This window comes from Psychrobacter sp. JCM 18900, from assembly GCF_904846625.1.
GTDB lineage: Bacteria > Pseudomonadota > Gammaproteobacteria > Pseudomonadales > Moraxellaceae > Psychrobacter.
This window is the reverse complement of the sequence record NZ_CAJHBL010000001.1, coordinates 112,853-127,197: the sequence shown is the minus strand read 5'-3', so window position 1 is coordinate 127,197 and position 14,345 is coordinate 112,853. Positions and strand designations below refer to the sequence as shown.

Sequence of the window (14,345 nt, the reverse complement as noted above, 5' to 3'; positions counted from 1 at the left end):
GATTTATTCAGCAGGCTTGTTGGTATCAGCCTGTGCTTTTTCACGCACACGGATACCAAGCTCACGTAGTTGTTTGCTATCAACGCCAGCAGGTGCTTGGGTCAATGGGCAATCAGCTGTTTTGGTTTTTGGGAAGGCGATAACGTCACGGATAGAGCTTGCGCCTACCATCAACATAATCAAACGATCCAAACCAAATGCTAGGCCGCCATGCGGTGGTGCACCGAATTTTAGAGCATCAAGTAAGAAACCAAACTTGTCTTCAGCTTCTTGCTCACCAATACCCAACGCTTCAAGTACAGCTTGCTGCATATCGTAAGTATTGATACGTAAACTACCACCACCAATCTCAGTACCGTTCAATACCATGTCATAAGCGATAGAAAGGGCAGACTCTGGGTTGTTTTTCAATTCTTCAACTGAGCCTTTAGGCTTAGTGAACGGATGATGCATCGACGTCCAACGACCATCGTCAGTCTCTTCAAACATTGGGAAGTCGGTCACCCAAAGAGGTGCCCATTCACAAGTCGTCATTTCAAGATCTAGACCGATTTTTTGACGTAATGCACCAATCGCATCATTCACGACACTGGCTTTGTCTGCACCAAAGAAGATAATATCGCCATCTTCTGCAGCAGTACGCTCGATTAGGCTCACAAGCACGTCATCAGTCATATTTTTGATGATTGGAGACTGTAGGCCAGACTCTTTATCCACACCGTTATTGATGCTGCTAGCGTCATTGACTTTGATATAAGCCAAACCGCGTGCGCCATAAATACCAACAAACTTGGTATAAGCATCGATTTGCTTACGGCTTAATGATGCGCCACCAGGAATGCGTAGGGCAGCCACACGACCTTTAGGATCGTTTGCAGGGCCAGCAAATACTTTGAAGTCAACGTCTTTCATCAAATCTGCAACGTCAACCAACTTTAGTGGAATACGTAAGTCAGGCTTGTCTGATGCATAGTCACGCATAGCTTCTGCGTAAGTCATGCGTGGGAACTGTTCAAACTCAACGTTCATCATTGTCTTAAACAAATGCTTGATAAGACCTTCGTTAATGTTCATGATTTCTTCTTCGTTCAAGAAAGACGTCTCAATATCCACCTGAGTAAATTCAGGCTGACGATCGGCACGTAAATCTTCATCACGGAAGCATTTAGCAATTTGATAATAACGGTCAAAACCTGACACCATCAATAATTGCTTAAATAGCTGTGGTGACTGCGGCAGGGCAAAGAAGTTACCTGGACGGGTACGTGATGGTACAAGATAATCACGCGCACCTTCAGGCGTTGCACGAGTCAAGATAGGTGTCTCAACGTCCAAGAAACCATGGTCGTCTAAATAACGACGAATCGCTGAAGTTGCCTTGGCACGGAATACCATACGCTCTTGCATTTGCGGACGACGCATATCAAGATAACGATACTTTAGACGCAAGTCTTCAGATACAGTCGTTTTTTCGTCATTCAATGGGAATGGCGGCGTTTCAGACTTAGCCAGTACTTCAATTTCTTTGCCCAATAGCTCAATCTGGCCACTGGTCATATTATTATTTTCAGTACCTTCATAACGGCGACGTACGCGGCCAGTTATCTTTAGCACGTATTCAGGACGTACAGCATCAGCTGCTGCGAAAGCTTCTGGGGTATCAGGGTCAACCACGACCTGTAAGATACCCGCGCGGTCACGCATGTCTAAGAAAATCACGCCACCGTGATCGCGACGACGATGTACCCAGCCTACGATACTAATGGTTTGCTCAAGCAAGCTCTCGGTTACGGCTCCGCAATACTCGTCTCGGTATTCGCTATGCGTCATAGTGCTTTGCGTCATAATATGGTTATCCAGTTATCAGCCCAATTCGAAGTACAATAATGCAGCCATTGTTGTGCGTTTCAAGCTATTTGCAAAAAAAACACACAAACAACGCGATTAAGACATATGGTCATCACGTTGGCTGCAGAAAATTTGTTATAAACGCATATTATGCCTAATCTGCCCTTGTTATACAACCGGCTGAGTTCAATCAAAGAACGGGAGTCTGCAAGTATTTGAGGTATTTATTCGATGATATTTATATTGGGTTAAATATTGTCATCATGCTTGAAAACTCCGCTTAGTGTGCACATATCAACCGCACGTTAATAAAAACAGCCATATCAATATATTTACTGACTTGAGGATTTGTAACCATGCTATTTCATCCCCCTAAAAACCCTGTTGAGCTTAAAATACGCCACTTAAATAATGCTCAAAAGCAGCGCCGCGAAGATTTGATGGAAGCCACCCAAGGCAAAGCTGCCCTCAAACAGTTCAAAAAAGTCATGGCCAAAAAAGCCAAGCAAGCATTGAAAGCAAAAACTAAAAATAAGAAAAAACATACCGATGATAAGGCACAAGTTTTCGTGCTCGATTTTGACGGTGATATCAAAGCAACTGCGGTCAAACATTTGCGTGAAGAAATCAGTACTTTAATTAGTACCGCAAATAAAGGTGACGAAGTTATCGTCCGTCTCGAATCAGGCGGTGGTCTGGTACATGGTTATGGTTTGGCTGCAGCACAGTTGGTTCGCCTAAAGGATGCTGGCTTAAAATTGACGGTCTGTGTTGATAAGGTGGCGGCAAGCGGTGGCTATATGATGGCTTGTGTTGCAGACAAGGTAATAGCCGCACCATTCGCTATCATTGGTTCAATCGGTGTGGTGTCACAGCTGCCAAACTTCCATAAATGGCTAAAAAACCATGACGTCGATTATGAGATGTTTACCGCTGGTGACTATAAGCGTACGGTGACTGTATTTGGTGAAAATGATGCCGAAGACCGTGCCAAATATCAAGAAGAGCTAGAGCAGACGCATGAGCTATTCAAACACTTCGTTAATACCTATCGTCCAGAACTTGATGTTGCTAAAGTAGCTACTGGTGAGCATTGGTATGGCGAAGATGCGTTAAAGCTTAACTTAATTGATAGTCTACAGACTTCAGATAGCTATATTTTGGAACGTATGGAAGACAACGAAGTGTACGCACTATATTCACGTCAGAAGCCGACGTTAGCAGAAAAGTTAGGATTGGCTCAAGCAGCAGAAGCAACATTGAGCATGGCTGTAGATAAATTACCTGATGCACTTGCACGTTTTGATTTGAATAGTCGCCTAAATATTCTGAAATAATGTTAGTTATCATTATGATAGTTAAATAATGGTATTTTAGTGCTCAGAAGTTTTTAGATACATTGTTTATATTTTGTAAAAGGCGTGGCCTAGCTGGTCGCGCCTTTTTGCTGTTTATTGACAATTGCTGTGTTATAAATGTAGCACACGGAAAACAGTATACGTACGTGCACTAAAGCTCTAGTAGAGCTTTTTATCAACATTTGATTTAGACAATCAATAAAGAAAAGGAAGTCATTTATGTCTAACGACAATTTAATGTTTACTGCAACAGAACATGGTCAAGCCATGCATGCCAAAGTCAAAGCGTTTATTGAAACGAATATTGAGCCCATCGAAGCCCAATTCTGGGAAGATTGTCATAAGAAAAACCCTGATGGTAATTGGGAAAACTGGGAGTGGCCAGAAGCCTACGAAAACCTGCGCAAACAAGCACGTGAAGAGGGTTTGTGGAATTTATTCCTACCAGATGACACACTAGGTGCAGGACTGTCAGTCACTGATTATGCGCCTATCGCAGAATTGACGGGTCGTAGTTTGCTAGCACCTCATGTATTCAACTGTAATGCCCCTGATAGCGGTAACATGGAGCTGTTATGGCGCTACGGTACTCAAGAGCAGCAAGACAAGTGGCTTACCCCAATCCTAGAAGGTAAGACACGCTCTGTATTCTGTATGACTGAGCCTGATGTGGCGTCAAGTGATGCAACCAATATGCAAGCAACAGCGGTAGTAGATGGTGAAGAGATTGTCATCAATGGTAGCAAGTGGTGGTCATCTGGTCTTGGCGATCCAGCGGTTGATGTCTTGATTGTGATGGCATATACCGCGGATGAAAGTGCCGACCGTCATCATCAGCATTCGATGGTGCTTGTGCCAGTCAATACTCCGGGTGTGAACATTAAACGTATGCTTAAAGTGTTTGGTGATTATGATGCACCGCACGGCCATGGTGAGATTAGTTTTGAAAATGTACGTGTGCCAGTCAGCCACTTTATTGGTGGACCTGGTAAGGGATTTGAGATTGCACAGGGTCGTCTAGGGCCAGGCCGTATTCATCATTGCATGCGTTGTATCGGCGCTGCCGAAAAATCTCTTGAATTAGCGGTCAAACGTGGCATGTCACGTACTGCCTTTGGTAAGCCATTACTACAATTGGGTGGTAACTTTGAGCGTATCAGCGAGGCCCGTATCAAAATCGACCAAGCACGCTTGCTCACGTTGTACGCCGCCCAAAAAATGGATGCTCAGGGCACCAAAGCCGCATTGACTGAAATCTCTGCTATCAAAGTAGTGGCGCCAACTGTGCTACAAGAAGTCGTCGATATGGCGATTCAGATTCATGGTGGTATGGGCGTCTGCCAAGATACCTTGCTACCGAATTTCTACGCGCAAGCACGTGTATTACGTTTGGCAGATGGTCCAGATGAAGTACATAAAACCATGATTGCTAAGCTAGAACTAAAACGTCAAGGCTTTAGTCGTTCTGCTAAATCTGATAAAGCTTAGTCTTAAGTTTGATCTTAACAAACGGTTGTGTGAGTTAGTTTCGATTTGCTCACGCAACTATCAAGAATAAGCCAATCAACATGCTAATTAAGAATTCACTATTAACGATTTAGTAGTGAATTTTTCATCACTAGAGCGAGTCCTCATCTCAAAAATGGTAATAAGCATTAGATAAATGGAATTGAGAACTAGCTCGCATATCTGTTATAAAAATAAATGACCACATGATAAGGAATGTCTCATGGCAACTGATAATAAAGTACTAGACAAAGGCGGTGCCGTACGCGAAGGTGAAGAGCTTGATGCCAAAGCAGTCAGTGAATGGCTTCGCGATCAAGGTGTCGACGTGGTAGGCGAGCCTACGGTCACTCAGTTCTCAGGCGGCGCATCAAACTGGACGTATCGACTACAGTATGAAGGCGAAGATAAACACCAAGACCTCATATTACGTCGTCCACCAAAAGGTACCAAGGCAAAATCTGCCCATGACATGGTGCGTGAGTACACCGTTCAAAAAGCGTTAAAAGATGCATATCCTTATGTGCCTGAGATGATTGCGCTCTGTACGGATGAAGCTGTTATCGGCGCTGACTTTTATGTGATGGAGCGGATGGAAGGTATTATCCCTCGTGCAGAATTACCAGAAGGTATCGATCTAAATCCTGAGCAAACACGTCTGCTTTGCACCAATGTATTAGACGCTTTGGTAGAGTTACATCAGATAGACTATACCGAGAATCCTGATTTGGTTAATTTGGGTCGCGGTGAAGGTTACTGTGAACGCCAGATCAGTGGTTGGGACAAACGTTATGTGAAAGCAAAGACACCAAACGTACCAAGCTTTGCATTGGTCAGACAATGGCTTGCTAAGCATACGCCTGCTGATAGCAAAACTTGTATCATTCATAATGATTGGCGCTTTGACAATGTCATACTTGATGCGGATGAGCCGACCAAAGTTATTGGCGTGCTCGACTGGGAGATGGCAACCCTTGGCGATCCATTGATGGACTTGGGTAGTGCGTTGGCTTACTGGATTGAAGAAGATGATAATATCATCATGCAGCAGTTCCGTCGTCAGCCAACACATTTAGAAGGCATGATGACGCGTGATGAAGTGGTTGAATATTATCTAAAACAGTCAGGTTTAGAGATAGATAATTGGACCTTCTATGAAGTGTTTGGTTTGTTCCGCCTCTCAGGCATTATTCAGCAAATCTACTATCGTTATTATCATAAGCAAACCACCAATCCAGCTTTCAAAAATGCTTGGCTCGTTATACATGTCATGCATGCTAAATGTTTGAAACTCATTGCACAATATGAAGGCGAATCCTTATTCAATGCACATGTTCAGCCGCATTTAGAAGACATAGGCGTAGATGCTGCTGCTATCGAGCAGTTACCAAGCCCTGTTCAAAAAGTGGTCAAAAGTATTTTACCAAAAGGTTATTTTGCAAAAGCACCTGACTCCCCTGAAGCGTAAGCATTCAGCAAACCGTACTTTAGCAAATATGATAAAGGGTAAGAATTTATGACAACCATACTTTTAGCACGTCATGGCCAAGCGTCTTTTGGACAAGAAAACTATGATCAACTCTCAGAATTAGGCACTGTTCAGGCACAAATGCTAGGTCAGCACTATGCAGCAACACAGCGCCGCATCGATGCCATATTTACTGGTAGGTTGGTTCGACAGCAAGACTCAGCACGTCATTTTTGGGAGCGTTACCAATCATCTACACATGCCAGTAATGGCGATGGCACTGCTGTTGCGCCTGTAATCAATTTTGATCAGCCTGATAGTTATATTCTGCCGCAGTTTGATGAGTTTAATCATAAAGACGTGTTTGTTAAGTCAGCAGAGGCATCTGGTAATCGATCTGACATCTCAGCTGAAATCGCCAAAGCAGAATCGCCAGCGACACGACTGGCTGAGCTATTTGATCAAGCGATGCAGCGCTGGCATGCTGGTGACAATGATCAAGACTATCTTGAAAGTTGGCCACAGTTTAATAATCGTGCACAGCAAGCCCTTGAACAAGTACGTACAAAAGTAGCAAGCATGAGCTTAGGTCAGGACAGTACCGTGCTCGTATTTACTTCAGGCGGTGTCATCGCTGCAATCACTGCACAGTTACTGCAACAAGGTAGTCAGACTGCTTATCAGCTGAATAAAAGCTTGGTTAATACGGGTGTGACCTCTATTACTTTAAAGAATCAAAGTTCTCGCTTGTTGTCTTTGAATGAATACAGTCATTTATTCTCTGATGGTAAACCGTTTGTGACATGGCGATAAATTTACACATGATTTTACGAATAATATAGTGTCATACTTGCTTAAAGTATAAGCACTATCAGCGTTTATACTAAGAAATACTGATTTGATTCTGTGCAATATCGATATACAAAGGACGGTACATGCAAAACAAATTAATAAAATTGGTTGCTAAAAGTGCGCGCCATAGCAAAAACCAGATAGTAGGCGCGGTTCGACCTGCAAGTTATCTAAAAGACTTGAGTAAGCAGCAAGTAGGCAAAGGTAGAACGGTGCTTATCACAGGTGCCAGTTCAGGTCTGGGCGAGGGTATGGCAAGACTGTTTGCTAGCCTTGGCTACAACTTGGCTATATGTGCGCGTCGTACTGATCGTTTGGAGCATTTAAAATCGGAGATGATGGACAAGTATCCTGATATTCGAGTCGAATGCCAAGCACTAGATGTGAGTGATTATGATACGGTCTTTGAAGTGTTTGATGCTTTTGCGGATGATTTCGGTAGCATTGAGCGAGTAGTGGTTAATGCAGGTATTGGTGATAGCCGCCGCATTGGTAAAGGGCGTTTTGAAACCAATCGTCGCACTGCTGATGTCAATTTTGTCGCCGCATTGGCACAGTGTGAAGCCGCAATGAATATCTTCCGTGCTCAGAATAGTGGGCATTTGGTCGTGATATCTAGCATGTCAGCCATGCGTGGATTGCCCAGGCATCTGACAACCTATGGTGCAAGTAAAGCTGGTTTGGCTCACTTAGCAGAAGGTATTCGTGCTGATATGCTTTTGACCAATCTTCCTATTAAGGTTTCTACGATTTACCCAGGCTATATTCGTACTGAAATCATCGAAGGCTCTAAGCCATTACCATTTGAAGTCGATACAGATACTGGTACTAAAGCCATTGTCGCAGCTATCGAAGCGGGTGTAGATGAAGCCTGTGTGCCGAGCCTGCCTTGGTCCATGGTCAGTCATGCGATGAAGCACTTGCCATTACAAGTAATGAATAAACTAAGCTAATCAAATCGGTTTTCCTAAGGTAGAAAAGAAGAAGCCCACTACAATAGTAATGGGCTTCTTCTTTTATTTACTCTAAATAGCAGGGCAAGTATTACAACGTTTGAGGATTATTTGACATATGCTGTTCACGCAGCTTTTGACGCAGTACTTTACCAACATTACTCTTTGGTAGTTCACTGACAAACTCAATATGGCGTGGACATTTATAACCAGTCAAATTGTCCAGCGCGAATTCTTTGATAACTTCTTTAGTGACGTTGTTATCGGCAGGTACGATATAGATTTTAACCGCCTCACCTTGATTTTCATCAGGAATGCCAATCACGGCGCAATCGACGATACCATCACAATCAAGCATGACAGATTCTATTTCATTCGGAAATACATTGAAGCCTGAAACTAAGATCATGTCTTTCTTACGATCTAGTAGAGTAAAGTAGCCTTTCTCATCCATGCTAACGATATCACCAGTGCGGAAGTAGCCATCGCGAGTAAAGTCATTGCTATTGTCTTTATTAAAGTATCCTGACATTACGTTTGGACCTTTGATACACATCTCGCCTGATTGATGCATGCCAACACGCTCACCGTTTTCGTCAACCACGATAATATCGACACTCGGTACAGGTATACCAATAGTACCGTTGAATTTGCGATCAGTGATAACGTTGGCAGTACCACCAGCCACGCCTTCAGTCATACCCCAACCTTCAACCATGGGGCAGCCAGTTACTTCTAACCAACGTGCTGCGGTTTGCTCGGTTGCCGCCATACCACCTGCTTGCGTAATACGTAGCGAGCTAAAGTCCAAATCTTTAAAGTTTGGTTGGTCAAGTAACCCTTTAAATAGAGTGTTGACTGCAGGGAATATGTGGAACGGTTGTTTTGATAAGGTTTTGACAAACCCTGGCATATCGCGCGGATTAGGCACTAGGATAAAGGTATAACCTGAACGCATACCGAGCAAACTTAGCATAAAGGCAAAAATATGATACAGCGGTAAGGCCATAACCATATTGATGTATACCTCGTTGATACCTGAGGTCACAGGGCGATACCATGCCTCTGATTGCATAGCAGCAGCAACGACATTACGTTGTGTTAGGACAGCACCTTTTGATAAACCAGTCGTACCACCTGTATACTGCAAAATCGCTTTTTGTTGTAGGGTAGTCTTTGGTGCTTGAATCGGTAGGTTTTTTCCCTTTTTTAATACTTCAGGGAACTTAGTGACATTGTACTTAGGGTCATTTAGGTTGTATTTTGGAACCAAGCGTTTGACCTGACGGATGACCGTATTGACCAAAATACCTTTCAGACCCATCATATCGCCCATTTTTGACAGCACGATACGTTTGATATTGGTCTCTTCAATGACTTGCTCAAGTGCTTGAGCAAAGTTGTCAACGACAAAGATAACCTGAGCGCCTGAGTCATTCAATTGATGACGCAGCTCACGGCCTGTATATAGTGGATTGATAGGTGTACAAACGTAACCTGCACGCAAAATACCAATCATAGTCGGTAGGTATTGTGGAACGTTTGGCATCATCAGAGCCACCACGCTGCCTTTAGGTAAACCTTGTGCTTGTAACCATGCTGCGACTGCTAGTGAAGCGTTATCAACATCACCATAAGTATGCGTAACACCCATACAGATAGTCATCGGATGCATACGAAAGCGGTTAAAACACTCTTCATATAACTCTATGAGGCTTTCATACTGATCCGGATTAATCGTCTTGGGTACGTTTTCCGGGTATTGAGCAAGCCAAGGTTTATCTACAGTCATGATTAGCGTCCTTAAATATTAAAATAAATTAAGGCTCTATAAAAAAGTAGTCACATCCATGTCAACAATTTATATTGCTGTTCCGTTAGCAAGAAATTGTCGAGTGTTATCCTATATATTCACATACTGCTAAAATACGAGGCCCTTATAAAGTTTGATTCAACCACAGAGCATAAATATCTCGTCAGGTTAAAAAACCAATTAATGTTTTGGTAATGAAAATAGCTACTAGTAAATACTGCTAATCAATCGATATCAGTCATAATTATATAAGATCAAAATAACAGAAAGTATAGTGACACATTTTGGCAATACATTAACATAACTACAACCGTGCCTGTTATGCTTATACAAGAACTAGATAGTTTACAGTTAAATTTGATAAATGAAATAATATATGTTGAATAGTTAGAAAAGGCCTAGACAAATAATTTACTTTCTTATCAAGTAATTAACATAAAGTTTATTCAAAAAATGTCATATAACTCAACATAAAAGTAAATTCATAGTAATTATTAGAGGGTAGTTTTATAATTGAATGACATAAAGTGAATATATAAAAAGAGCACTCTACATTAAATGTAAAATGCTCTTTAGCGAAAATAAAATCAAAGTTTTAAAAAATTAAAACTTTGATGTTCGTTTATCTTTGTGGATGGTCTGCATTGTGTTTTTCACGCAATTTTTGACGCAGTACTTTACCGACATTACTCTTTGGTAGGTCACTCACAAACTCAATGTGGCGTGGACATTTATAACCCGTTAGATTATCTAAGGCAAAGTCTGTAATCACTTCTTTGGTAACATTGTTGTCTTCAGGTACTACGTATATTTTGACCGCTTCACCTTGATGACTATCAGGAATACCAATTACCGCGCAGTCAAGAATACCGTCACAGTCAAGCATTACGGACTCAATTTCGTTCGGAAATACGTTAAATCCTGAAACCAAGATCATGTCTTTCTTACGATCGAGCAGTTTAATATAACCTTTGTCATCCATGCTGACGATATCACCAGTGCGGAAATAACCATCACTAGTAAAATCAGCACTACTGTCTCTATTCAGATATCCAGAGGTTACGTTAGGGCCTTTAATACATAGTTCGCCCCCTTCGTTTAAACCTACATGCTTGCCATCTTCATCAATAATGATGACATCTACGCCTGGTGCTGGCACACCGATAGTACCGTTAAACTCACGATTGGTAATAACGTTGGCGGTACCAACTGCAACGCCTTCTGTCATACCCCAACCTTCGATCATCGCGCAGCCAGTCACTTCTAACCAGCGATTCGCAGTTTGCTCAGTAGCCGCCATACCACCAGCTTGTGAGATACGCAAAGAGCTAAAGTCCAAATCTTTAAAATTAGGATTATCGAGCAGCCCCTTAAAGAGGGTGTTGACTGCAGGGAAAATATGGAACGGTTGTTTTGATAAGGTTTTAACAAATCCAGGAATATCACGTGGATTAGGGACTAGTATAAAGGTATAGCCTGAGCGCATACCAAGTAAACTCAGCATGAATGCAAAAATATGATAGAGCGGTAGCGCCATTACCATATTGATATACACTTCGTTAATTTCTGATGTGATAGGGCGAGTCCATGCTTCTGATTGCATCGCTGCTGCTACGATATTACGCTGTGACAAAATAGCGCCTTTCGAAAGACCTGTGGTACCTCCTGTATATTGTAAAAATGCTTTTTGATCCAAAGACATTTTTGGTTGCTGAAAAGGTAGGTTTTTACCTTTTTTCAATACTTCAGGAAACTTAGTGACATGGTACTTAGGATCATTAAGGTTGTACTTGGGTACTAAGCGTTTGACCTGACGAATAATCGTATTGACCAAAATACCTTTCAAGCCCATCATATCGCCCATTTTCGATAGAATGACACGTTTGATAGCCGTTTCTTCAATGACTTGCTCAAGCGCTTGGGCAAAGTTATCAACCACAAAAATTGCTTGAGCACCAGAATCGTTAAGCTGATGGCGTAATTCTCGGCCAGTATATAGTGGGTTGACAGGGGTACATACATAGCCTGCACGCAATATCCCAACCATGGTTGGTAGATACTGTGGAACGTTTGGCATCATGAGAGCAACGACACTGCCTTTTGGCAAGCCTTGGTTCTGTAGCCAAGCGGCGACTGCCATTGAAGCGTTATCAATATCACCATAAGTATGAGTCACTCCCATACAGATGCTCATAGGGTGCCCACGGAAACGATCGAAGCATTCTTCGTACAGCTCCATGATGCTGCTATATCTATCGGGATTAATGGTTTTTGGTACACCGGCTGGATATTGAGAAAGCCAAGGTTTGTTCGATATCATAGTTAGCATCCTTGCGATTTGATATAGGCTAAAGTATTTTAAGAGGGTAGTTGTCAATCTATCAATAGTACAAACCACCACTCATTTAGGTGGTATATACCATCTTCAATAGCATCCCTGTCTATTGATTAATGGCTAGTCTTTTTGCTGCTGTAGCAGTATTTTATTCAATAAATATTTAAATAAAGCGTTAAATAGAACAAATAAATAGAAAGTTTAGTAATAAAAATAATGCTCGTTCTAAAACTATTTATCTGCTGCTTACAAATAAAGTATCAAAAAAACGATACATTTGAGCAATACATTAGCATGAATTTAGTCTAAAACAATAACAGTAAGCGATACTGAGCAGTACATATATTAACTTATAAGAATATATTAACTTTGTGAGCTGACTAAAGAAGGAACATATAACTAATATTGGTGAGCTGACAAAACACAAAAGAGTGTAGATGCCAAAATTATTGCGGTAAAATGAATTGATCTTTTTTATTAAAGAAACGTCGATAAATAAGTAATGCACTGATGGTGCAGCCAAGCGTGCTGCCGACACATATCAGGAACATAGTGACTATTTGATAGCGTACGGCTTGAGTGGGATCGGCGCCCGCTAGGATTTGACCCGTCATCATGCCTGGCAAGCTAACAATACCGACGACTAGCATAGAGTTCAGGGTTGGGGTCATGCCATTAGTGATAGCTGCTTTTATCTGCTCATGGACGGCTTCGAATGGTTTAGCAGATAAACTGAGCATCATCTCGATACGTCCAGATTGCTCATGAAAGGATTCAATCAGTTGATTGCTCGTTAACGAAATGGCAGTCAGAGAGTTCCCTAATATTAGACCCAATATAGGAATAATAAATTGCGGTGTATACCAAGGCTCAACATTCAAAATCGCTATAATCGCAATCGCCGTTACTAATATTGCTGAAATGCCGACTGCTAATAACGTATCTGTTAATAACCCTTTATAGCTGCGTTTGACACGATTTTTGGCGGCACTTCCTGCAATTAAAGTCATGACCGTTAAGATAAGTAGCACTTCATACCATTGTTCACGTGCAAAAATCCACGCCAGTATCAGCCCAATAAAGCTAAGCTGTATGATCGTACGAAATGCCGCTATCAAAAGGGTCTTGCTTAGCTTTAAACGTAAGCGCCAAGAGATGAGTAATACAATGATAATCAGGCTGCTAGCAAGAGCGATATCACCATAAGTGAGAAAAATTTGCATATCATTTGTACCACTCGTATGAGATTATTTAGGAAGTGATTATGGTAATAATACAAGGTGAGAGTTGAGGTCATTAACGTAATAAATTGTCTGAGCAACTAAGCGACGACTTACTCATTTGATTAAATATTCTTGAATAAAAGTTCTTCAAGAGTCTGCAGTGAGCACACCGGCTTGCATGTGCCAGTGTCTATTTGCCAAAGGCATGATATCTTTTGTGTCGTGAGTTACCCATAGGAGTGTGCGCTGCGCATCTGCGTGCAACCAGCTGATAAGTAAGTTGACAAGCTGTGCTGAAGTGTCCATGTCCAAAGCAGCAGTTGGTTCATCTAACAATAGAACTTGTGGATTGAATTGTAATAGACGCAATGTATTGACCAGTTGGCGCTCGCCACCAGATAAGTGCTTGGCGTCTTGTTGTAAAAAATCTGCACTTCTATCTAAGTGTTCAAGCTGAGCAACATGCCAGTCTCTATCAAAATTCTGCGATTGGTGAGCGTGCAATTGATAAGGCATTTGTAAGTTTTCAAGGACACTACCGTCTAACAGCTGTGGATGCTGAGCAAGTAGGGCGACCTGCTGGCGCCACTGTATAGGTGCAGTCTCATGCATATCGTGATAAACATTACTTGACGTGCCATCATCTAAACGAACAGTGCCGCTGCTCATTGGCAATAATCCTGCTAATACTCGCAGCAGTACTGATTTACCGCTACCAGACGCTCCTGTCAAAACAGTGACTTGCCCTGACAGTAGTGTGCCGCTTACACCATTTACTAGTGCTCGAGCAGGAGTTGATAGCTCTTCATCCAGTGAAGCGTCTGCGGTTAGCTTGCTTGCCCATTTTTGATAAATGCTAGACGGCATAGAAGGTTTTTTCAGTGCTTCTTTACTATCTTTAATGCTATGAGCATTTATCGCCCGTTGGCTATGTACCCATAGGTTATCAAATTCAAGCAACACTCTATCCGTATCTATGCTCATAGCGT

10 protein-coding genes are annotated in these 14,345 nt (G+C 42.1%); 5 read left to right on the top strand and 5 right to left on the bottom strand.

Annotation, left to right across the window (positions count from 1 at the left end):
- Positions 1-3: 3 nt before the first annotated feature.
- Positions 4-1,830 carry an aspartate--tRNA ligase gene (gene aspS, locus JMX96_RS00500; RefSeq protein ID WP_201567215.1) on the bottom strand — a complete coding sequence of 609 codons (1,827 nt, stop codon included), beginning with the start codon at positions 1,828-1,830 and terminating at the stop codon, positions 4-6.
- 374 nt (positions 1,831-2,204) lie between these two features.
- Here aspS and sohB point away from each other — a divergent pair, with 374 nt between their 5' ends.
- The 5 genes from sohB (at position 2,205) to JMX96_RS00475 (ending at position 7,985) form a co-directional block, all read left to right on the top strand.
- Positions 2,205-3,185 (top strand): protease SohB, encoded by a 981-nt coding sequence (sohB, locus tag JMX96_RS00495; RefSeq protein WP_201566580.1) that lies wholly within the window; start codon positions 2,205-2,207, stop codon positions 3,183-3,185.
- Between the two features lie 258 nt (positions 3,186-3,443).
- Positions 3,444-4,694, top strand: a complete 1,251-nt coding sequence (locus tag JMX96_RS00490) for an acyl-CoA dehydrogenase family protein (RefSeq protein ID WP_227676873.1) — start codon at positions 3,444-3,446, stop codon at positions 4,692-4,694.
- A 241-nt stretch (positions 4,695-4,935) separates the two neighbouring features.
- The gene (locus JMX96_RS00485) at positions 4,936-6,180 is read left to right on the top strand and encodes a phosphotransferase family protein (protein ID WP_201566577.1); all 1,245 of its coding nucleotides are present in this window, start codon (positions 4,936-4,938) and stop codon (positions 6,178-6,180) included.
- A 48-nt stretch (positions 6,181-6,228) separates the two neighbouring features.
- Positions 6,229-6,993, top strand: a complete 765-nt coding sequence (locus JMX96_RS00480) for a histidine phosphatase family protein (RefSeq protein ID WP_201566576.1) — start codon at positions 6,229-6,231, stop codon at positions 6,991-6,993.
- Between the two features lie 122 nt (positions 6,994-7,115).
- On the top strand, positions 7,116-7,985 hold the full coding sequence (locus tag JMX96_RS00475; RefSeq protein WP_201566575.1) for an SDR family oxidoreductase: 870 nt from the start codon (positions 7,116-7,118) through the stop codon (positions 7,983-7,985).
- 91 nt (positions 7,986-8,076) lie between these two features.
- Here JMX96_RS00475 and JMX96_RS00470 read toward each other — a convergent pair whose 3' ends face one another.
- From JMX96_RS00470 to JMX96_RS00455, 4 genes are all read right to left on the bottom strand, one after another.
- Complete coding sequence (locus tag JMX96_RS00470; RefSeq protein WP_201566574.1) at positions 8,077-9,777, bottom strand: AMP-binding protein; 1,701 nt, start codon at positions 9,775-9,777, stop codon at positions 8,077-8,079.
- Positions 9,778-10,420: 643 nt separating this feature from the next.
- The gene (locus tag JMX96_RS00465; protein ID WP_201566573.1) at positions 10,421-12,118 is read right to left on the bottom strand and encodes an AMP-binding protein; all 1,698 of its coding nucleotides are present in this window, start codon (positions 12,116-12,118) and stop codon (positions 10,421-10,423) included.
- 461 nt (positions 12,119-12,579) lie between these two features.
- On the bottom strand, positions 12,580-13,356 hold the full coding sequence (locus JMX96_RS00460; protein ID WP_201566572.1) for an ABC transporter permease: 777 nt from the start codon (positions 13,354-13,356) through the stop codon (positions 12,580-12,582).
- Between the two features lie 147 nt (positions 13,357-13,503).
- Positions 13,504-14,340: an ATP-binding cassette domain-containing protein gene (locus tag JMX96_RS00455; protein ID WP_201566571.1), complete on the bottom strand. Its 837-nt coding sequence runs from the start codon at positions 14,338-14,340 to the stop codon at positions 13,504-13,506.
- Between the last annotated feature and the right edge of the window lie 5 nt (positions 14,341-14,345).

What these genes read in the sequence shown, in the direction of transcription:
- aspS (WP_201567215.1), bottom strand. Translation starts at nt 1,830, where the DNA reads ATGACGCATAGCGAATACCGAGACGAGTATTGCGGAGCCGTAACCGAG.
- sohB (WP_201566580.1), top strand. Translation starts at nt 2,205, where the DNA reads ATGCTATTTCATCCCCCTAAAAACCCTGTTGAGCTTAAAATACGCCAC.
- JMX96_RS00490 (WP_227676873.1), top strand. Translation starts at nt 3,444, where the DNA reads ATGTTTACTGCAACAGAACATGGTCAAGCCATGCATGCCAAAGTCAAA.
- JMX96_RS00485 (WP_201566577.1), top strand. Translation starts at nt 4,936, where the DNA reads ATGGCAACTGATAATAAAGTACTAGACAAAGGCGGTGCCGTACGCGAA.
- JMX96_RS00480 (WP_201566576.1), top strand. Translation starts at nt 6,229, where the DNA reads ATGACAACCATACTTTTAGCACGTCATGGCCAAGCGTCTTTTGGACAA.
- JMX96_RS00475 (WP_201566575.1), top strand. Translation starts at nt 7,116, where the DNA reads ATGCAAAACAAATTAATAAAATTGGTTGCTAAAAGTGCGCGCCATAGC.
- JMX96_RS00470 (WP_201566574.1), bottom strand. Translation starts at nt 9,777, where the DNA reads ATGACTGTAGATAAACCTTGGCTTGCTCAATACCCGGAAAACGTACCC.
- JMX96_RS00465 (WP_201566573.1), bottom strand. Translation starts at nt 12,118, where the DNA reads ATGATATCGAACAAACCTTGGCTTTCTCAATATCCAGCCGGTGTACCA.
- JMX96_RS00460 (WP_201566572.1), bottom strand. Translation starts at nt 13,356, where the DNA reads ATGCAAATTTTTCTCACTTATGGTGATATCGCTCTTGCTAGCAGCCTG.
- JMX96_RS00455 (WP_201566571.1), bottom strand. Translation starts at nt 14,340, where the DNA reads ATGAGCATAGATACGGATAGAGTGTTGCTTGAATTTGATAACCTATGG.